General features: G+C 39.7%; 17 protein-coding genes. 6 read left to right on the forward strand and 11 right to left on the reverse strand.

Annotated features, from left to right (window positions below; translation table 11 throughout):
- Positions 1–533: 533 nt before the first annotated feature.
- Together ACX27_RS22485 and ACX27_RS22490 are read left to right on the forward strand one after the other, a co-directional pair.
- Positions 534–2,261 (forward strand): S8 family peptidase, encoded by a 1,728-nt coding sequence (locus ACX27_RS22485; RefSeq protein ID WP_062295679.1) that lies wholly within the window; start codon positions 534–536, stop codon positions 2,259–2,261.
- 207 nt (positions 2,262–2,468) lie between these two features.
- The gene (locus ACX27_RS22490; RefSeq protein WP_062295681.1) at positions 2,469–2,765 is read left to right on the forward strand and encodes a hypothetical protein; all 297 of its coding nucleotides are present in this window, start codon (positions 2,469–2,471) and stop codon (positions 2,763–2,765) included.
- 226 nt (positions 2,766–2,991) lie between these two features.
- Here ACX27_RS22490 and ACX27_RS22495 read toward each other — a convergent pair whose 3' ends face one another.
- A complete protein-coding gene (locus tag ACX27_RS22495) occupies positions 2,992–4,314 on the reverse strand; it encodes a hypothetical protein (RefSeq protein ID WP_062295682.1) in 1,323 nt (440 codons plus the stop codon).
- Between the two features lie 876 nt (positions 4,315–5,190).
- Between ACX27_RS22495 and fmt the strand changes: the two genes are divergently transcribed.
- Positions 5,191–6,195, forward strand: a complete 1,005-nt coding sequence (gene fmt / locus ACX27_RS22500) for a methionyl-tRNA formyltransferase (protein ID WP_062295684.1) — start codon at positions 5,191–5,193, stop codon at positions 6,193–6,195.
- A 41-nt stretch (positions 6,196–6,236) separates the two neighbouring features.
- Here fmt and ACX27_RS22505 read toward each other — a convergent pair whose 3' ends face one another.
- The 10 genes from ACX27_RS22505 to ACX27_RS22550 all read right to left on the reverse strand — a co-directional run bounded on the left by ACX27_RS22505 (position 6,237) and on the right by ACX27_RS22550 (position 17,255).
- Positions 6,237–6,590, reverse strand: a complete 354-nt coding sequence (locus ACX27_RS22505) for a DUF6464 family protein (protein WP_062295685.1) — start codon at positions 6,588–6,590, stop codon at positions 6,237–6,239.
- Between the two features lie 249 nt (positions 6,591–6,839).
- Positions 6,840–7,436: a hypothetical protein gene (locus tag ACX27_RS22510; protein ID WP_062298509.1), complete on the reverse strand. Its 597-nt coding sequence runs from the start codon at positions 7,434–7,436 to the stop codon at positions 6,840–6,842.
- 43 nt (positions 7,437–7,479) lie between these two features.
- Complete coding sequence (locus tag ACX27_RS22515; protein ID WP_062295686.1) at positions 7,480–8,505, reverse strand: glucokinase; 1,026 nt, start codon at positions 8,503–8,505, stop codon at positions 7,480–7,482.
- A gap of 123 nt (positions 8,506–8,628) precedes the next feature.
- Positions 8,629–9,276, reverse strand: a complete 648-nt coding sequence (locus ACX27_RS22520) for a histidine phosphatase family protein (protein ID WP_062295687.1) — start codon at positions 9,274–9,276, stop codon at positions 8,629–8,631.
- A 433-nt stretch (positions 9,277–9,709) separates the two neighbouring features.
- Positions 9,710–11,107 carry an AAA-like domain-containing protein gene (locus ACX27_RS22525; RefSeq protein ID WP_062295688.1) on the reverse strand — a complete coding sequence of 466 codons (1,398 nt, stop codon included), beginning with the start codon at positions 11,105–11,107 and terminating at the stop codon, positions 9,710–9,712.
- A 204-nt stretch (positions 11,108–11,311) separates the two neighbouring features.
- Positions 11,312–11,716: a response regulator gene (locus tag ACX27_RS22530; protein ID WP_062295689.1), complete on the reverse strand. Its 405-nt coding sequence runs from the start codon at positions 11,714–11,716 to the stop codon at positions 11,312–11,314.
- Positions 11,717–11,907: 191 nt separating this feature from the next.
- Positions 11,908–12,279, reverse strand: a complete 372-nt coding sequence (locus tag ACX27_RS22535; protein WP_062295691.1) for a response regulator — start codon at positions 12,277–12,279, stop codon at positions 11,908–11,910.
- Positions 12,276–14,702, reverse strand: a complete 2,427-nt coding sequence (locus tag ACX27_RS22540) for a PAS domain S-box protein (protein WP_144427513.1) — start codon at positions 14,700–14,702, stop codon at positions 12,276–12,278. The genes ACX27_RS22535 and ACX27_RS22540 overlap by 4 nt, the downstream gene beginning before the upstream one ends.
- The gene (locus ACX27_RS22545; RefSeq protein ID WP_062295694.1) at positions 14,665–15,414 is read right to left on the reverse strand and encodes a cache domain-containing protein; all 750 of its coding nucleotides are present in this window, start codon (positions 15,412–15,414) and stop codon (positions 14,665–14,667) included. The genes ACX27_RS22540 and ACX27_RS22545 overlap by 38 nt, the downstream gene beginning before the upstream one ends.
- Before the next feature lie 17 nt (positions 15,415–15,431).
- Positions 15,432–17,255, reverse strand: coding sequence for a response regulator (locus ACX27_RS22550; protein ID WP_062295696.1), 1,824 nt, complete (start codon positions 17,253–17,255; stop codon positions 15,432–15,434).
- 895 nt (positions 17,256–18,150) lie between these two features.
- Between ACX27_RS22550 and ACX27_RS22555 the strand changes: the two genes are divergently transcribed.
- The 3 genes from ACX27_RS22555 (at position 18,151) to ACX27_RS22565 (ending at position 21,803) form a co-directional block, all read left to right on the forward strand.
- Positions 18,151–18,639: a hypothetical protein gene (locus ACX27_RS22555; RefSeq protein ID WP_062295698.1), complete on the forward strand. Its 489-nt coding sequence runs from the start codon at positions 18,151–18,153 to the stop codon at positions 18,637–18,639.
- An 81-nt stretch (positions 18,640–18,720) separates the two neighbouring features.
- Positions 18,721–19,548, forward strand: a complete 828-nt coding sequence (locus ACX27_RS22560) for a fimbrial biogenesis chaperone (protein ID WP_083468804.1) — start codon at positions 18,721–18,723, stop codon at positions 19,546–19,548.
- A complete protein-coding gene (locus ACX27_RS22565; protein WP_062295699.1) occupies positions 19,545–21,803 on the forward strand; it encodes a hypothetical protein in 2,259 nt (752 codons plus the stop codon). Before ACX27_RS22560 ends, ACX27_RS22565 begins: the two co-directional genes overlap by 4 nt.
- The last annotated feature ends 24 nt before the right edge of the window (positions 21,804–21,827 follow it).

Genomic DNA, 21,827 nt, shown 5'->3' on the forward strand with positions numbered 1-21,827 from the left:
GCTGTTATCTTTGGTGGGTTTGTTTTTAGTCTTACCAACAAATATGACCAAAAAATGACTATCTACAGGCGTGATTGATGGAAGTAAATTTTGACTTCAATTACTAAATTTATCCCAACTTATTAGCTTTAAGATTCTTGATATTTCTTGATAAATTTTACGATTTTTTGTAATTTAACCTAGACTCTAACAATCGACCGCAACAAAAGAAAATTCAATAAAAAGATTAAAATTATAAATTTTTCCGTAATCACGATATTAGGTGATGTATGAATGAAAAGAATTGCTGCAAAACAGCTAATTTAGATGCTGTTCACTGATGAAACCAGATAATCATCTCTAGGATTTTTCTTAACATCAGAGTATTTCAGCAGTTACAACAACTCAAATCAGGAAACAAATAATTCATAAAAATCAGCGAGAAAGAAAAATTTTAGCCTTAAGATTTATGAGTTATTCACACATTCTCAAGCTATTTATTCACTAGTATATGGTGAATTTTATTACTGAATTGAATAGAGGTTGAAGCCAAAATGAGACACGAAAAACTTTCTCCTGGGTTGCTGTTGGCATTTGAAGATTATCAACACGAGGGTTTGCCAGCTTTGATGACACACAAGCGATCGCTTGGTATTATGGCACCCAAAAGTATTGTCAAACCGACCAAGAGTCTAGTTTTTATCTACTGTGATGATGATGCAGATTTAAGCCATTTGGCACAATATGGCATAGAAGTTAATCAAAATTCCGGCCATGTGCGTACTGCTTTCCTGCCCATTGATAGTTTAGATGCTTTATCTGAAGAACCTGCCATCCAGCGAATTAAACCATCACGCAAACTCAAGCTACGAATGGATGTTGCACCGCAAGCAGTAAAGTTACCAGAATTTAAAAATAAAACTGGACTAACTGGCAAAGGCGTAATTATTGGTGTAGTTGACAGTGGTATTGATGCCAAACATCCTGCCTTTGCTGGGCGAATTTTACGGTTATGGGATCAAACCATACCAGGGCCAGGAGTCAAAGAAGGCGCTTATGGTGCGGAATTAACCGATGCCCTACTATCTGTTTCTCAAGATACTGACGGTCATGGTACACACGTCGCAGGTATCGCGTCTGGTGCTGATGCTACTTATGGTGGTGTCGCACCAGACGCAGAATTAATTATTATCAAATCTGACCTCCAAGATGCCCACATTGCTGATGCTGTTCGTTACGTATTTCGAGTAGCGGCTGAACTAGGCAGACCCGCAGTTGTAAATCTCAGCTTGGGTGGACATGCTGATGCCCATGATGGTACTGACTCCCTTTCTAAAATAATTGACTCAGAAACTGGCCCTGGCAAAATTGTTTGTTGTGCAGCTGGGAACGAAGGTAACGACAATATTCATGGTCAAGCAAATATTCCCTGCGGCCGCATGAAAGGAATGCGCTTTAATGTGCCGCTAAATCAAGTAGGCATTGTTTGGTTAAATGCTTGGTATGCCAAAGACAGCGAATTGGAAGTTTCCTTACGCAGTCCTAACGGCTTTGTCACTCCTTTCCAAAAAATTATTACTAACGGCAACCCGTCCGTAGATCATCAATTGCCTGACGCACGAGTACAAATTGTCACGCCAGGCCCAGATCAAGCCAACGGCGACCATAATTTCTTTGTGCAGATTCGGGGTAACGGCCCCTCGCCAGTCATGGGCGGTATTTGGCAGTTACGAGTCCGCAACACATCTTCTCAGGATACTCGCCTAGATGTATGGACACTAGATGATACTTCTTCCGTATTCTTTACAGGTACTAGTGTCAAAGATGCTGTAAAAATTGGTTCACCAGGAGCTGCCAGCACTGCCGTGACAGTTGCGGCTTACACTACCAAAGTGAAGTATACCGATATTGATAACCAAGTACGCGAAGTGGGTTTAGAACTGAACAGTATTTCTGATTTCAGTAGTGAAGGGCCATTACGTAATGATGCCCAAAAACCGGATGTTGCTGCACCAGGGGCGATGATTGTGGCTGCACTTTCTTCTAATGCGAATTCTGACCGTTCGATGACGGTTAATTCTAAATTTTTGGCGATGGCTGGTACTAGTATGGCCACACCTTTTGTTACTGGGTTAGTAGCGTTATTATTACAGCGCGATCGCAATTTAGATCCCAACACCATCAAAGAGTTATTCCGCCAAAATAGCTCAATTCCTGGCAAACCAGCTGGAACCTTTGATAATAAATGGGGTTACGGGTTAATTAATACTGAGAATCTGTAGCAGAAGGCAGGAGGCAGGAGGAAAATTCTGACTATTGCTGCATTCAAGCTTTCAAATTGTCCTTACATATCTGACTACTGCTATACAATAAGACGTATAGATTTGTGTATTACGTCTGTATCAGGGTAGGTAATCAAAAACTAAAAATTTGATAGGTTAATCTTAGGACAGTTTGCAACTGCCTACCCTTTTACTCAGGAAACACTTATGAACTATCAGAAGCTAGGTGCGGCATTGGCAATGGCACTTAATGATGTTCAAGACTCAACCACACCGAGTTTAACTGTATTTATTCATACAGAACAAATTACAGATGCAGCGATCGCAGTTTTACAAAGTGTCGGTGTTAATGATGTAACTCCAGACAAAGATACCTTCACAGCTACATTATCTGCAAATGCCATTTCTCAACTTTCAGAGCAACCGTGGGTAAAATCTTTGCAACTTTCCCAACAATTGCGATTACTGAATGGCGGGAAAAAAATGCAGAGTTTCAAAATGTAAAGATTTAATTCAGCAGATAATCACATTAATAACTCTACACCTGAAGGCAAGAGGCAGGAGGAAAAGTCTTACTATTTCTGGTATTTAAGCTTTCACATTGGTAGAAAATATCTGACTACCGCTATATTAATAAATCAAGCGATCGCCTATCAAAAAAATTTCCCGTTATTAGCTCTAGTAATAACGGGAAGAAATATAATTTTTAATCAATATTTAGATTTAGCAATTAGCGAGTAGCCACTTGTGGCCCTGACCATACTTCTTTGTGTTCACCGAAAGTCACAGGCTGATCAGTCTCGGTTGTATTGACTGTTTTACCATCAGTAGCAACTTGTACTAAAGGCCAGTCTTCTTCACCCATTTCACCTTCCCGGAACAGCACATGATCTGGTTGGTTTTTACTCCAGCCTAGCAATACAGCAATTTTTTCATGTTCATCGTCTTGACGTGCGGGTGCAACGGTGTTGGTATGATTTTTTTGTCGATCCCAAATCACTGCACGATCTGTAGCATCCCCAGTATTGAATACACCCTCAAATTTGCGTGCTAAAAAGCGATCGCTTTTTTCTGACCAACTAACCGGAACCAATACCCCGATTTGGCCGTTTTCTGGCATCTGCTCTGGAGGTGCAACTTGATTATGTAATAACGGATCTTTTATCTTGGAAGTTGAAGCCATCACCCGCAATTTCTTGGTTTCTCTGTCTTCAACAAACATGGTACTACTCACGCGGCTGTTATACATTTCCGGTTGAATTTCCATCTGCACCCGGCTATAAACAGCATACTTACCATCGGGAGACACCACAGGTAGACTCCGGTAATAACGCACCCCAGAATTACCCTTCGAGCCAATCGCTTCTTGAGTCGCCACAATCCATTTCCAAGGAATAGGATGGGGACTACCAATAGGATCTACCTGTTCTGCTTGCTCCTCACTAGGTACTTCCATTGCGGGTACATCATCTGGAGATTCCAGTTCTGGTGCTTCGGGAATTGCTTCAACCCCTGGAATGCGATTTAATTTCGATGAACCAACAAGAGAATTTTTAGCGGATGCTAAATTATTTTTTTGCATTAACGCTTCAATTTCAGCCGCCTGGCCTTTTGCTGCTAACTTGGGGTTATGGCTAGAAATATTGGGAGCAGGAGCCAGTTCTACTGCTGCGAAAGGATCAACACCACTTGTCTGAGAGCCATTGCCGATTGCATAATCTGCTACTACTAAAGATTCGATTTTTTGTGCTGGTAAAACTGGCTGTTTCCCCACTCCAACTAGATTCTGTGATACTGAAATCGATTCTCCGTTGGTGGAGTTATTCGGAGCATCTTGAAACATTGCTGCTAAATCAGGTTCATTAGCTGTTTCTTGAGGTACAGCTTCCGATTCTCCCACTTCAGGAGTAATTTTAGCTACTACTTTGGATTGTTTAGCAGAGGTAGAGTGACCTGATGCTGCAAATAAAGGCGCAATCAGCATCACTAGAACAACAGAATTGAGAAATGGTTGCACACGGAACCATCCTGACAGCAAGAGGGGTTTGAGCATTTGTTGACTCTCTAGAAGTGCGGGTGCTGTGTGAGGAGCAATCGATGCTTATGTAGTAGGAAGAAAAGTGATGACTACAGGTATAACAATAAACTCACAGTTTTAACTAGTAATTGTGAGAAATATTTTTTTTTAAACTTGCACCTTGTCACAAAAATTTATTATCATTGCCTGCACCTTTTTGCTTAATAACTACTATTGATTGGCGACATTTTTGCCAGCACAAAGTTAATGCAGATGAACAACATAATTACTGCATAAACCCAATTTTCACGCCTTTAACCAGCAATTAAACACACCAAAAAAATGGTGCTTGATTTAACAGCATCCGGCGCATTATGTTGGCTACAAGGCATTTGCAACCTAAAGGTAGAGCGAAAAACTGAACTGTTGGGATAGACTTTAGCAACTGCCAAGCCGCAGGAGGCTCCCCTATTTATCCCTGCTACAACAGTGCAGACCCCTGTAACGATGAAACTGAGTGAGGCGTTACTTTAAAAGCTGGGAAAGTTGACGCACAACATATAATACTCGAAAAATCGAGTTAGTATCCACCCCTAGGAGTAAATTAATATCTAACTGTAACAATTGCAAAAAAGCAGCTAAACTTAATAACTGCATTTTGGCAAAAAAACTGCTCAACAGCTTTGTTTTGGCAAACCTCGCAAAGCTTGTTTATGGTCTCTAGCGGAATCAGCCGACTGATAAAGTGTCAAGCTGGTATCAATTTATCAACATATTGGGGTAAATTATTTTTAGTTTATCAATAAAACTCAATTTCGCCAACTTGTGTGTAGAAAATAGTGAGTAAGGAGGATAATAATAAATAACTAAGTAAATATTACCTATTGATGCTTAACTATTGATTATTGATTAATGAAAGTTGTATTTTTTGGTACTCCGGAATTCGCTATTCCTACTCTCGAAAAATTACTGAATCATCCAGAATTTGAAATTTTGGCAGTGGTTACTCAACCAGATAAACGTCGAGAACGGGGAAACAAACTTACTCCTTCACCTGTAAAAACTCTGGCTCTCCAGCATAATTTGCCAGTGTGGCAACCAGAGCGAGTTAAAAAAGATAGTGAAACTTTAGCTAAATTGCAACAAACAGAAGCAGAAGCGTTTGTAGTGGTAGCTTATGGGCAGATTTTATCCAAAAAAATCTTAAATATGCCCAAGTTAGGCTGCATTAATGTACATGGGTCAATTTTACCGAAGTATCGCGGTGCGGCTCCGATTCAGTGGTGCCTCTGTAATGGTGAACCAGAAACAGGAATTACGACAATGTTAATGGATGCGGGGATGGATACTGGGGATATGCTGCTTAAAGCAACCACACCAATTGAATTGTTAGATAATGCTGACAATTTAGCTGTTAGATTAGCAACAATGGGTGGAGATTTGTTAATAGAAACTCTGTTAAAACTGAAACGTCAAGAGATTCAACCAATTCCGCAAAATAACGCAGAAGCTACTTACGCACCTTTGATTCAAAAGCAAGATTACCAGTTAGATTGGTCAAAGAGTGCGATCCAATTACACAATCAAATTCGGGGTTTCTACCCTAATTGTTGGACAACTTTTCGTAACCAGACTCTGAAAATTACAGCTACCCTTCCCCTTGGTTCTGCTGACGCTGAGGAAATACCACCAGAATTAGCAACAATACGCCAAAAATTACCTGATTTATCTGATATGTCTGGTATTCCTGGAGAAATAGTAAGCATTGCCAAGGGAATAGGTGCGATCGCCCAAACTGGAGCAGGTTTATTATTATTACGGGAAGTTCAGTTAGCGGGTAAACGTCCCCAGTCGGGATGGGATTTTGTTAATGGTACGCGGTTAACAGTGGGGGAAATTCTGAAGTCTGAAGTGTGAAGTCTGAAATCTGAAATTTTTCATACTTCATAATTCATACTTCATACTTTTTCATAGTAGCGGCAGTCTTGACAAGGGCCTTGGGGGTTGACTGCACAGCGGACAATTTCAGAATGAGCGTTATAAACACAAGTAGCATCACCAACCACCCAACGTCCATTTAGTAAACTTTTTTCTGCTGGTCTTTGAGCAGATTGGACGTAGATTGCTATATTATGCAGTCGATAACGCCCCGATTTAAATTGATATCTATGGCGACGTTCTAGAACAGCGTAGGTTTTACCTTGAAAATCAAGATAGTTTCCTGGTTGGGGTGTCCAGTCAAGTTGCACTTTACCGAGGGACTGACGCGGGTGCGTCAGTATCACCTCGGTTGGTAAAGAGTCTGGCTCCATAAGTTTATGTGATGTGATTTACATTATAAAAATAGTATCGCAGGAGCCTACTTTTGCTGATCTGACTTCGACTATAATTAATGACCGCTTTCATGGTGATCCACTTCCAGATGCGATCGCTCCAAAGTGAGATAATCCAGAAGTCAGAATGATTCAGAGTATGACAATCAATACTGCTAGACTAAGAAAATTTCTATCTAGCATTCATGATTGTGAATTCTGACTCCTGAATACTGACTACTTGTCTTGCTATTTCAAAACGACTTGGAAAGAATTCAAATACCCGGTAATAGTTTTGTTGAGGGTTTGTTGTTGCTTTTTCGTAGTAATTGCCATCACTTGATACAGCCTACCTTGGGCAACATACATTCGACTGCGAGTAATTTTACCGCCGGGATTAATAAACTCAATTTCTTTGCCGGGATGACCGTTGGAACTGCGAATATTGCGCTGACGAATTAAATTACTTTTTGTAGTTTTTAGCACCATAGCTTGTGCTTGGTCTAATATGGTTTGCGGATTGGTCAATGTGCCGTAACTGTGGGGAAACTCATTATAAACAACTACATAGGCAACTTGTTGCTTTGGTGGTTGAGCAAAGAAGATTTCTAAGTCAATTTCCCCCATCTGGGTTTTTTGGGTTTGGGTTTCTTTGTTGGGTGTTCCCGGCATTAATACTGTAAAACGTCCATCAGGCGCACGGAATAATCTCCATTTTGGTTGGACTGGTTGCGCGGTGGTTTCTGGTTTTTTAACTGCTGTTTGGGGTTGACGTGCTTCTACAACAAAACAGCTACCACAAACAAGTGTGGCAGCTATCAAAGGTAATAATTTGGGGAATGTCATAGTTTTAGCTTTATTGATGCAGATATCACTGATGATGATAGTGTTATAACCTAGCTGCACACAAAGCTGCACCTATTAATCCTACTTGGGGGTTGAGAATAATATATACTGGCACTTCTTCTAAAAGAGAACGCATTCGGCCTTTTTGAGTGAAGTTCAATAAGAAACTACCATTTTGAATTAACGGCAGAATTTTTGGTGCAATTCCCCCAGCAATGTATAAGCCACCGTAGGGTAAAAGTTTCAAGGCGAGATTGCCGGCTTCTGCACCGTAAGCATCAACAAATAATTGTAGTGTTTGTTCCGAGAGGCGATCGCTTTTTTGAACTGCGGCTTTACCAATCACAGCACCAGGATCAACACTTTTTTCTGGTTGTCCGGCTTCTTGTTCCCAGGTTCTCACAGCTTGAGCGATTTCTGGAGATTCAGTAGCATGTTTGCGGTCGCGCAAAAATTGGTAAATGGCAACAATACCCAAACCAGAAACCACTCTTTCTACAGAAACACGCTGAATATCATGTTTATCCAGCAAATATTTCAGCAGTTGAAATTCTAACTCGTTACGGGGGGCAAAGTCGGTGTGACCACCTTCGGAGGGAAATACTTGATAATGATTTCCCTGCTTGATTAAAAAGCCTTGTCCTAATCCTGTACCGGCACCAATTACAGCGATGGGTGCTTCGGGTTTGGGTTTACCTGGTTGTAAAGTCAGCAAATCTTGGGAACTCAAACCAAAAATGCCATAGCCAACAGCCGCAAAGTCATTAATTAAGGAAATTGCCGTGATACCTAATTCTTGTTGCAGACGTTCTGTATCTAAAAACCAAGCTAGGTTAGTGAGTTTAGCAGTGTTGTTGACCACTGGCCCGGCGATCGCAAAACAAGCCTTTTGGGGAGTAGCTGTATTCGCTTTCAGAAAAAATTGCTGTACCATCGGCACTAAATCAGGAAAATCCCCACTGCGATAACTTTCCTCATAAACGGTCTGCAACTCTGATGAATTTGAGGTTTCCACCAATCGCAAAATAGTTTTTGTGCCGCCGATATCTCCTGCTAGTAACAAAGTCATAAATAATTACTTAGTAGTCTAGTTATTGTTTTGTAGAATTAATTCCCACCTGAGAATAGATTCAGACTTCATCTTTCATCTTCTTACGGCTAATGACCCCAGTCTTCTCCCCTGTTGCGGAATTTACGCAAATCGGATCACTTCCTCTACTTGAGTTAAATGAGAAGTATCCCCCTTGAGTTCTAATAACCATTCTGGGCCTTGAAGTACAACCTTAACTAAAGAACATAAAGAAGCTTTAACTTCGGTTTTGGCAACTTCACCCACTAACCCCATTGCAGCCCCCAACACAGAAGCACCATGCGCTACCAATAAAATCTGTTCGGGAAAACATTCTGTTGCTAAACATCTGGCTGTTTGTCCAGAACGTGCGCGTACTTGTTCGTGAGTTTCGGGATATTTAGCTGCGATGCGTGGTGTGTAGCTATGGTCAATCTTGGGAAATAGTTTTTTTAAGGTAGGCGTGGAGAGTCTTTCTGGTTCTTCTGTCATCCATTCAGGATTTAACCATTCACTCAAACCTGTTTCTAATTTAATAGATAAATCCAAGGCTTCGGCCACGGCATTAGCTGTTTGCACCGTTCGCAAAAAGGGAGACGCAAAAATATGGGTAATTTTCTCACTTTTCAAGCGTTGGGCTAATTGTTTTGCCTGCACGAAACCATCGTCAGATAAAGGCGGATCGTAACGTCGTTCGGCGGTAAGGAACCAATCAGGATTTACAAAGTCGAGGCGGTTGGCGTGTCTTGCGATCCAGACTATTTGACTCATGGGTTTTTCAGGCCAATAAAGTTTACACCTACAAAAAATTCAGGTGCTAAAAGATGGTTGCAAACCCAATATTATGACAAATCTTGTAATGTTTTGTAATAATTAAATGTTTTCACGAGTATAAATTAAATTAATCAATTCATTACTTTGCACCACAAAGTCAAATTCCATCTATACGGGTCAGCAATCTCCGCACACCGCTCTAAGTTTATTAATATCCAACCAGATGAATTAATCTTTCTGGCGAAAGAGGGCATTGTGCCTAACCATTTATTAACCTGCAAGTAATAGAACCTTTTAGCCGGGACAGCTAAGAAGTCTTAGCTGTTCTTATTTTTCTGATTCTGCGATAAAAGACCATTTATAAAGTAAAGATGAGAAATTCTATTTTTACTTTATAAATCATCTCTTATTTATTTGGGCAATGGTGAAGTTATAGCATTGTTGTATGTAGCTGTCTTTGAAAATAATTACGGTAGAGTTCGCAACGAGGTAGAATGCGATCGCCATCAAAACAAATCAATCCTAAACTTTCGAGTTTATAAGCATCCACAGGGTCAACAGACATGCTTGCCTGTGAGCAGACTATTTCAGTATATTTTTTAACTAAGTTAGGATTGCTTTGCAGTTTCATCCAGTGTCGCCAGAGATGATGGCGATATATCCCACCGTTGGCGATCGCATCTGTGATTAAGTCTTGTAAGGTGAGAATACCAGAAGCTAGATTATACAAAGCCAGTTGAATCAAAGCTGGATGACCACCAACCAAAGACATCAATTGAGTAGATTCTTGACCAGGACTCCAGTCTAACTCATATCTTCTGGCTAAATCTTCCACCTGGCTTTGAGTAAATTCAATAAGACGTATAGGTAAGCCAATATTAAATGGAGAACGATTAATATCTAGAGAAACATATTGTTCGGTAGAATATACCACTACTAATCTCAGCTTTTGCCAAGCCTGATTTTGACGTGCTTCCTCACACCAAGAACGCAACAAAGCAAAAAATTCTTGAGCTATGTGAGGATAATCAAAAAACCGATCAACATCACTCAATACCAAAACTATAGGGTTCTCACTCTGTTGAAGAATATACTTTTGTAAGTAGAAACTACAGCTTAATTTATAACCAACTTCTTCATCCCATTCATCATCCAAGTTAGGCTTAATGTCTAATTGTTGGGCAATTTTCCAGCAAAGACAACGTAAAAGCTTATTTAAATCAGTCAAACAATGGTTATCTATTTGATGGCAATTAACATTAACAGTCCGATATTTTTTGAGATTTGCAAAAGCTAAAAGACGCAATACTAAAGAACTTTTACCCATCTGTCTCGGAGCGCGAATCCGAATCACACAACCTGGACGAGTAATTTCTCGACAAACCAGTTCTTCTATTGGTGGACGTTCAATATATAAGGGAGAATCTAAAGCTACAGGGCCATTTGGATATGACCAATACTGTTCTTGGTTATGAGAAAATTGAGCAAAATTGTCTTTTTGTAAGGATGAGTTTGTTGACAAAAAACCTAATACTCCTGTTTCTTCTGCTTCATTTAAAACTGTGTAATCTTCTTTTTGTAGTTTTAAATTAAATGCACTAAAACATAATTTGAGAGTTTTTTGATCTACGCCTTTACTCAAAGACCATAATCGGCTTAAAGTTTTTGTAGAAATATTTACTTGTCTACTCAGTTGCTCTAGAGTTAAACGATATCCCTGATTTTTAAGAATTTCCCAAGATATAATTGCTTCTTGTAAACGTTGTATACCTGTAGAAGTGAGTACAACGCCTCTTCTTCTCTTAGTTTTATGTTGCTGTAAATTCATGGTCTTTGTAGCAAAATTTTTGGCGTACATAAAATCTAATGGATAAATTGTGATGGTTTATTTATGCCGAGAATTAGAGGGAAACTAGTATTTATTTTGGTCTCCTTTCTCTAAGTGTCAAGAGTCATTTAGCAAAGTAAATGTGATTAAGTCCACAATATCTGAGATGGCAAAACATGATACTATTCATGATTTATCTATGGTTTAAAGAACAGATTCACATTCAGACTGTACACTCCAGCCTAAAGCGCAAATAATTTGATCAGGTAAAGTTAAGGGATTAAAAGGTTTAGCAATTGCCTTCACCACACCAAGTTGCTGGAGTTGTTGTGATGTAAACCAATCTGCAATTACACTCAAGAAAATTATTGGAATTAATTTAGTTGAATGTCTTTCGTGAAATCTATACAAAAAAGTATTAACGTCCATACCGGGCATAACAACATCTAGCAGAATAGCATCAGGAGATTCTATCTCTAAGTGTTGAAGGGCGGCTTGGGCGGAAGCAGCAGTTATGACTTTCCATCCCACCAAATCGTGTAAACAAATTTGTACAAGTTCTCGAATAGTCGGTTCATCATCAATCAACAATATTGTCTTGATTGTCATGCACAAAAAACGCCGAATGAATAGTGATGAACTCAGCTTAAATCAAGAAAATAAGAAACTTATAAGGCAATATAGTTAAGTTAAGAAAGTTCTTCTGTAGAGGTAAGGGAACGGGAAACAGCAGCAGCAAAAATCGGCTGATCTGAACTGTATTGGTTGATAGCGGCTTACTAGCCACTCTCCTAATTACCTTACCAGGTAAGCATTTGACCTATTTGTTCACAAATCAGGACGGGATTAAATGGTTTATTGATGATGCCTGCTATATCCAATTGAGCAAAACGCTTGTAGTCGTCTGGTAAGACTTTGGCTGTGAGCAAAATTATCGGAATTGTTTGAGTTTTGGGGTTAGCTTTGATTTGCTCGTAAAATTGAAATCCATCCATGTCCGGCATGGACACATCCAGTAAAATGGCATCAACAATTTCATTTTGAACTTGTAAAAGTCCTTCATAACCTGATTGGGCGGGTATTGTCTCCCAGCCACCTAAATCTTCTAAGCATGTGCAGGCTAAATCTCGAAGTGACTCTTCATCATCGATGACAAGAATGCGTTTGCTCATTGTTCTGTTACTGCAATTGGCAAAGTGAAATAGAATGTACTACCTTGACCGAGGGTACTTTCTGCCCAAATACTACCATTATGCTGTTGAATGATACTTTGACAAATGGCCAAGCCTAAACCTGTACCTCCCTTGGTACGAGCATCAGAAATATCTACCTGCTGGAAACGTTCAAATATTGTGTCTAGTTTATCGCTGGGGATACCTCTACCTTGGTCTTTGACAACAAACAGCACCCAGTCTGATTGAGTTTGGGCAGATAAAGTAATTTCGGTGTTACGAGGGGAAAACTTGATGGCGTTACTCAACAAATTAGTGAGGGTTTGAATAATTAAATCGGATGCAGCCCAAATGCCAGCAGTGGTAGGAGTAATAGAGATGGTAACGCCAGCCGCTAGAGCGATGGATTGTAATTCTTCTGCGGCTCGTTGCATTAAATCTGCGGCATTGCAGACTTCTTTGATTAGTTGGACTCGTCCAGAAGATAATCGCTCTAAGTCCAAAATATCATTGACTAAACGCACGAGGCGATCGCTATTGGTTAAAGCTTGCCCAATCATGTGTTTAACTTTTTCTGGTCGGTTGTCATAGATACCCGTATTCAACAGCCCCAAAAATCCTTGGATGGCTGTCAGTGGAGTACGCAGTTCATGGCTGACAATGGAAATGAACTCATTTTTGATTTGTTCAATGGCTTGCTGTTCGGTGATATCTTGAATTTGCAGCACATAGTATAATGGCTGATTTTGACAATCTCTCACCAGTGACAAGCTTGTCAGTCCCCAAACAATGCGTCCGCCATCGCACAAGTAACGTAACTCCATTTGAGCATTGCGATTTGTGGGAGACGATACTTGTTCAATGCCGTGCTGAAACTGATGGATGTCTTCTGGGTGAATGATGTCTAAACTCTGCCAATTGGCAAACGCTAACTCGGAATAGCCAAGTATTTCACATAACATCGGGTTGATTTGCAGCCAGTGTTGGTCTAATCCCAACAGTGCCATACCAATGGGAGCATTATAAAAGGCATGACGGAATCGTTCTTCACTTTCACGCAACGCGATCTCAGTTCGTTTACGTTCCGTAATATCTGTTATCCGTACTAAATAAATTACTTGATGAGCGATCGCTACTTTCTTGGCTGCTAAATTACCCCAAAACACATTTCTTTGACAACTAATATATTGAATTTCTCGACTCCAAACACCTTGTTGCTGCATTTGGACAGTAATTTCTGTTAATTCCTCCTCAGTAAATAGATGAAGCTGAAGGGTATGACCAGGGATACCAATTAACTGTAATTTACTGCTGGCTTCAAATAATTCTACGGCTCGATGATTACAGTCAGTAATTAATAGTGTTTCTGGGTCAACCAAGAATAAAGCATCAGTCGATTCGTGATAAATACTCTCACGCAAGTCTTTTTGCTGTCGCAGTTCTAATTCGACTAATTTGCGTAAGCGGAGTTCTTCGTAAACATCGCTAATATTTTTCGTGACTACAATGATGTGTGGTTCTCCTTGTAGCTCGATAATATCAGCCGAAACCAATACAGGAATCACTTTACCTGTTTTGTGCATCACTGTAAATTCTTGATTCCGCACTTTTTTACCTGCTAGTAAATCTTGCAAATAACTTTGCTCTTTGCCCTGATTTACCCAAGATTGAAATGTGGCGACAGTACAACCAATTACTTCTGCTCTGGCATAACCATACAAATCCATAAAAGCATCATTGACAGCCAAACATTCACCATTGAGGGTAAAAATTCCCATTGCTTCCGGACAAGTCAAGAATATTTTACTAAAGCGTTCCTCGGAATTTTGTAGTGCGGTTTGGACAGAATTATATGATTGCTTTAACTGTTGAGACATCCAATAAAATGAATGTTGTAAAACTTGAATCTCTGCAATTAAGCTATCTTGTTCTAGATGATGATGCCATTGTTCATTTGCCAAGGCTAAACTAATTTGACCCAATTTCTGCACAGGTCGAGTAATAAATTCAGTCAATAACAATCCTAAAGCGATCGCTCCAATTAAAGCCCCTAAACTCAAAAATATTGTCAGACGAGTACTTGCCTCAATTTTGGCAGTAAAGTCAGATTTCGGTACGACTGTGACAATTAACCAGTCAAGCCCTAATTGATCACGATAAGGAATCACCAATAAAAATTGCTTTTTACCTTTTATATCAAACTTGAGTTGTTGTGTAGTTTGAATTTGATTTAAATTGCCAAAGCGCGAAAGTAAATACTCTCCTGCTAAACAAATGAGGGATTCTTGAGAGTCTGTTACCTTGAGCCGTTTTTTGAGGTTTCCCGTAACATCAGTGAGAAAAGGTTGTTCAGATGTTGAAGACGCAACCATCATTCCTGAACGGTCAATAATAAAAACTTGTCCGTGAGTACCAACCCGCAATTTTTTTAAGAAAATTACTAATACTTACTAAGTCTATATCGCTGGCGACAACGCCGAGCAGTTGTTGTTTTTGATTATAAATGGGGTAACTAGCAGCAATTCCTAAACCTCTAGAAGCTGGTACATATAAATAAATTGGTGTCCATGTGGGTTTACCTGTTAATATTGCCTGCTGATAGAAAGGTCTTTGAGTACCATCATAGTTGTTTTGATGAACTAATAATTTTTGCCGCTTGCCTTGACGATTAACGTTATATACATAAAGCTCGCCTTTGCGAAAATTTTTAGTTAAAGCAATGCTCAGTCCGCGTTCATCATTACCTGCTCCCACCAGTCCACCTTGGGGATTAATAAAATGAATTCTGTGATAGTCAAATTCTTGAATTTGTCCTAATAAATAGCGTTCTAAACTTTGAGGATTGTTAATATCTATTTTTTGGAGGGCGATCGCTTGGACAGTCAGCCGATTAATTAAGTGTGGTGTATTTAAATAATTACTCAGATATAAATGAATCCGATCGCTAATTTCAGTCATTAGCTGATATGCCAAACTATTAACTGAATGCTGCGAATTTTGGAATGATATATAGCTGACTAAACCTGTGGTTCCCCCAGTTAATAACAAAAAGGTAACGGTGAGGATCAGCCGTAAGGAAATTTTTAGCTTTTGATTGTTAGCTTGTTTTTTCCTAACCAGATCAGCCAGCCTCACTTGTGCATCCTCCGCTTTTAAGTTGGGAGTTGTTGCTGTACACGATAACGATCAATTCGGTTCATGACGCGATGAATTAAATCTGTCCCTACCACAGGCTTACCAATAAAATCATCGGCTCCTGCTGCTAAAACTTGTTGGACTGATTTCATATCTGTATGGGCAGTTACTACTAAAATTGGCAAATTTCCCCAATGAGGATCTTGTCTGACTACCCGACACAAGTCTACACCACTATAAGTCGGCATTTCTAAATCAATCATTAATAAATCAGGCTGAGTTGCAACCAGTACTTCCCAAAAATTTTGCGGATTTTGCAATGTCTTGACTTGTAATCCCCAAGATAGCAGTATGTTGCTCAAAATCTCCAGCATCATCGGATCATCGTCTAAAATCATCACCTTAGCTGGATTAGCTGGAGTTTTGGGTAAAACTTGGGTGATTACCTGAAAAACTTCCCTCATATTGGGGTTGGTGAGAAATCCTTGGACACCAGCACGGGCTACAGCAACTCGCTGCATTAAATTTTCCTGCTCGGCGATGACAAAAATTGGGATTTTTGGCAACTGTTGTTTGAGTTTATTCAGCAGTTGTAAACTCTTTGGCATTGATGCTTGCTCATTTAAATAAAGCAAAATCACCTTGGGCAGTTGTGAAACTTGATGTTGAATACTCTCCCAATTCATTGCTACTTCTATCTGCATCCCCCAATTCACAGCTTCTGTTTTGAGTTGGTAATTAAAAGATTGATCATTGATAGCCAGTACGAGAGGAAGTTGGATCTTGGCAAATTGATCAAGGGTGCTGGATATTGGTGATTGAGTTAGTGTTTCTTTGATTTGAGCAATTAATTGTGATAATTTAACTGCATCCTGTGAGGTGAGATTTTTATCCTGAATCAGCAAATGTTCAATAGACTGAGCTAACTTTGAGCCTGTAGTATAGCCAAAAGAGCCTAATGTTCCTGCTAGTTTATGTGCTTCTTGACTGGTTTGCTGCCGCAGTTTAGATGATAATCTTCTTTGATGTAAGGCTTGTGCGGCTTGTTCTAGCACACTAACTCGTTGGTGAAATGTATCTTTATAGCGTTCTAGAGTTTTATTGATAGAAGCGATCGCAGTTTGCCGTTTTGCTGTTACTGTGGTGTCTATCTGCTGAGTTTGTGGCACAGTCTTGAGCCGATAACCCAAACCATAGACTGTCTCTAATAATTCCGCAGACATTCCTGCTGTTTTCAGCTTATGTCGCAAGTCTTTAATCAAATTAGTCACAGCACCTTCACTGGGTGACGTATCTATTGACCAAAGACGGTCAATAATCTCACTGCGACTAAATACGCGCTGTGGATGACGCAAAAACAGCCCTAGTAAGCTATATTCCTTGGGGCTTAAAGATATCAGCTTACCTTGGTATGTCACTTCTGCCGAGGCGGTGTTAATGCAGAGATTTTCCCAACGCAGCAAACTTGGTGTCAGTTCTGTTTGTCCACGCCGCAGCAAAGCCCTTATTCTGGCTAACAACTCTGAGATATCGTAAGGTTTCGTGACGTAATCATCTGCACCTGCATCCAATCCCGTAACCACATCATGACTGTGGTCTTTCGCCGTGAGCAACAGAATCGGCTTCTGCACCCCCTGAGAGCGGAGTTGACGGCAAAGGTTAATTCCGTCGAGTTTGGGCATCAACAAATCTAACAATATCAAGTCAAAACTGTACAAGGTTGCTAAAGCCAGTCCATTTTGACCATCGGTTGCCAGTTCAACTGTATAGTACTCCGCCTTGAGAACCTCACTCAGTAAGGTCGCAGTTGGTACATCATCCTCTACCAGCAGAATTTTCACAACTTCTACGATTTCCTAACCAATGATCCACACTAATCAGCACAGCAAAAAAAACGCTTAATCTCAAAGAATTAAGCTCATACGGCTAAGTTGCCTCAGATAATTTTAGCTATGAAGTTATTTAGCAGACACTCTTTAAGATACATCTATTTGCTTGATAGAGCAAGTATCAATATGTCTTATATCCAGTTAAGTGAGTCTTTTAAGCAACACAGAGGTCTCAGGGTGAAAGGATATGTAGTATTGCAGCAACTACGGACACCTCTAAAAGTATACAGGCAAATATACACAAGTTTATCTGCAAAGCTCTGGGATACTGCTTATACAATTTTGGATCACAACTTACGCACAAAGGTTGTCTATTAAGAATGGATGTAAGGGTTCGAGTGTTTCGCAAACAAAACTTCTCTACTCCCTTGTTTAAGCTAATCGTCATTTAAATTGCACCATGTTTATGGTAGCAAAAGCTGCAAACCCTCTCCCCTGCGGCCTCAATGTGCAAATTAGATGCTTAACAGCTTACCCTGTCCCCTTATCCCTCTACGTGAATAAACCCTGATTGGAAAGTTGAGGATTCAGAACAAACACTTACTCCTGTACTGAAAGTTTTGTCGTAGTTTCACTTGGATAACATCTATTAGAATTTTGGTAATTTTTCGCTTATTTATAGTTGATGAAACTGTTAAATTAACAATATCGAAAGCAACAAAATTGAAGAAAAAATACCTAAAAAATCTTACTTTTGCTTGCTTTTCATATCACTGAATATCAGCAATTTGTTTTGGATTTGGTTGACTACTTCAGTTAATCAATATTAACTGAATGCTAGATTTTGAAAAATTGAATTCTTTGATAAATCAATTCAATTAATTTATTAGCTAGGGAGGAATTTACTATGGTTCGTCGTTTTTTAGTTACTGCTGTTTTATTGGCTACAGGTACTTTATTGGCTGCTCCCAGAGCCTTTGCCGAAACTCAAAATATTTCTGCAAGCGGTACTATTTCTCCGACTTGTGTTTTTGGAAGTGCTACCGCAGGTACTTTAGGAGTCGCGGGTGCCAACTCAACTTCTATTAGTACAGCTAATGGTAGTACTGGTTCAACCACTGTAACTTGTAACTATGATGCCAAACTGAGTATCTCTGCACCAACTCAAAGTGGTAGTGATACTGTTGCTTTAAGTAGTGCCACAAAGACTAGTACAGTAACAGCAAATAGTACCTCTTTAACTTCAAATAACACAACGACAAACGCTGGTACTCCTGTGACTTTAGTTACTGGTGAAGCCACAAACCTGTCAATTGGGATGAGTGTCAGTAATGGTTCGACTATTATTCCAGCCAGTACATACAATTACACGGTCACTTTAACAGTTGCACCATAAATAATTCTGAACTTGATGTAGGGGGGTTAACTGCTCCTAAAAACTTTTTTAGGAGCTTTAATTTTTTGCTAATTTTTGAAAATGATTACCAAAAATTTATTCATTAAATCAACTTTAAAACTAGCAAGTTGGAGTTTATTAGTAACCTTACTAGCGAATATTCCTGCACAGTCACAAGTAAATCTTTCACCAATGATTGTTGAGTTGCAGGCTAATCGTGGTCAAGCCCAAGCTAGTATTAATGTTAGTAATACTAGCGATCAGCCCTTTCGCGCTCGCGTCTATGCTCAACCTTTTACCTATGACCGCGTAACGGGATTTACAACTTTAACTTCTAGTTCCAATGACCTGAATCCATATCTGCAATTCTCACCGCGAGAGTTAGTCATACCTCCAGGAGTCACCAGAAAAGTGCGTTTGATAACTCGCTTTCCGCCTAATTTTCCTGAAGGAGAATATCGTGCGGTAATTTTTACTGAAAAATTGGATGAAGTGAAAGACAACAGTGGTAATAAAGTTAATATTGCCACAAGAATAGGCGCAACAATTTATGTCCGCCAAGGTAATTTATCTCCCAATTTAGTAGTTGATAGTGCAGTTTGGAACCAAGGGCAGCAGCAAATTCAATTATTAATTAAAAATTCTAGTAAAGTCTCAGCTAAAACAACAGTTAAGTGGACTTTGCTGCAAGATAATAAAGTGATTAAACAAGGTAGTGCCGAGTCTAATTATATTATTGCTGAAAGCGATCGCTACATTCCCATCAATTATCTCCAGCCAGGAAAAACAGCCTTAGCTGCTGGTCAATATCAGCTAATAGGTGAATTACTCTGGGGTGATAAGCAACAAAATCAGCAGAAATTCAATGTCAATTTCATAATTCCTGTGCATACCGTTTCTGGTAAATGAATCAATTTCCCTGGGTGCTAGTATTTTTTAGTTTTTCTCTACTACCAATCACTTCTGTCCAAGTGTTTGCGGCAGATTCTAACCCAAGTTTATTCCGCCAAAACACAAAATCCTCTGCACCACAAATTGGGGTAACGGAGGAATTTTCTATTTTTCCCGTAGGAATCAATGTCGGCAAACAGAATGTACTTCCCAGTGTATTTGTTCGTGGTCAAGAAAACGGAACAGCAGCCATTAACTTAGAACACTGGCTGATTACCTATGATGCTGTAATTCAAGCTCTCAAATTATCTGTGACATCTTTAGGCGATGGTCAGATAGAAGTACGTTCTCCTGGGTTCGTAATTCGCCTTGACTCCCAGCAATTAATTCATGACCCAGAATTAGGCTTAGTATTTTCGATTCAACAATTACAAACTTTGTTTGGGGTAAAAGCAGAGTTTGATATTAATGATTATGCCATTATCTTAAATCCGTCTTGGTTAAATCAAACAGTATCTTCTGTTGAGCAGAAAAATACAATTCCACTGCAATTAGCTGGATTACCCACTGTTAAAGCTCCTCAACAAAATATTACTGCCATTGAGCAAAGAGTCAATACCAGTGGTTCTGGTACTTTAACTCCTACTTTTGTGGGAGAAACTATAGCTGTTGGTACCATTTTTAATGGTAGTTTCTTCCTGCGTGGGCAGCAAAAAGACTTAACAGATTCCCAGACTTGGAATTTAGCTGAAGCTCAATATTTAAGAGAAACAGACCAAGCTGATTATATTGTTGGTTCTCAACCAACTTTTTGGCGTAGTCACAGCAGCGAACAATATTGGGGTTTAACTACGATTCAACGACAGGGATTTAAAGCATTAATCCCCCAAGAAGGTGGTAGTTTTAGTCCTACTCAACGTTTACAAGCTGAAAAAATTAGCCGCACAATTGTTGGTGAAGCTGCACCAGGAACATTAGTCAGGTTAATGCAAGGTTTGGGCGATCGCCCAATTGCCGAAATTTTAGTAGATTCTTCTGGGATATACCGCTTTGAAAATTTAACTAGCGGACAATTATCAGCAGGTAACTATCGTGTCTTTCTGTATCCCCAAGGCAGACTAACAGCACAACCCGAAATTCGCGCTGCAACTTTCTCCAATATCCCCGGACAAATTCCCCCAGGCGCATCAGCAACAATTGTTTCTGGTGGCTGGCGACGAAAATTATCTGGCGAACCAAGTCAAAATTTTTTCGGAGATTTGCGGGAATTTCAAGGGGGAATCGCCCGTAGGTGGGGTGTGTCAGAAAACTTAACATTAGGCGCTGGCTTGATCTATGATCAAAATCTCCAAGCATTAGGAGAAATATTTTTTCGCCCAGATAATTTTCCTCTAGAAGTAGCGGCTTCTGTGCTTTCAGCCGATCAAGATGGTAAGTGGGATATTGATGGGAATGTGCGTTTTTTTCCCACGCAGAATTTAACTATCAAATTGAATACTGATAAATTTTCCAGCCGATTGAATTTAGATTGGCGCTTTTCGCCTCATTTAACTTTGTTGGGTAACTATGACAGTCGTCATGGTTGGGAAACTGGTGTGCAGACATCATTTAGTTTTGGAGAATGGTTTTCTTTAGGTCGTTTTAGCTTGGATGCAGAAAACCATTGCCATTGGAGCCTTGATCAACGTTTAGGGTTATTATCTTTGAGTCACCAAGGCAATGAAATTGCTACCAGATCCCAATTAAATTACAACTTATCTGGTGATACAGTTCTACAAAGTGGACATTCTCTCAGACTGGGTTATGAAACACGCAACTTAAATAACTTTGATAACTTAGCGACTTTAGCTTGGCGTTATCGCACTCCAGAACGAACTGCTGATGGTAGAAATCTTTGGGATGTGGAATTGGGATATGGTATTGGTTCTCGTCATTCAGGGTTAATCGTCACTGTGCAAACTGCGGTGATTCCAGGGCTATTAATGCGAGGAAGATATGAAGGCGGTTCTATTAGTTCTGATCAAACTTCTTACAGTTTAGAGATTGTCTCTAGTCTGAATTTTCATGACGGGATATTTCCTGGCGATCGCCAATCAGATCGATTGCGTTCTGTGGGAGGATTATTGATTCAACCATTTTTTGACAAAAATAATAATAACAAACGCGATCGCGGTGAACCAATATATACAGAAAACTCTGATTTACTCTTCATCCTGAATAATTTACCAATCAAATCATTTCGTCCTGATGTCCAAAAAAAAAACGCATTCTAGTCTCACTAGTACCTGGAACTTATC

The organism is Nostoc piscinale CENA21 (assembly GCF_001298445.1).
Lineage (GTDB): Bacteria > Cyanobacteriota > Cyanobacteriia > Cyanobacteriales > Nostocaceae > Nostoc_B > Nostoc_B piscinale_A.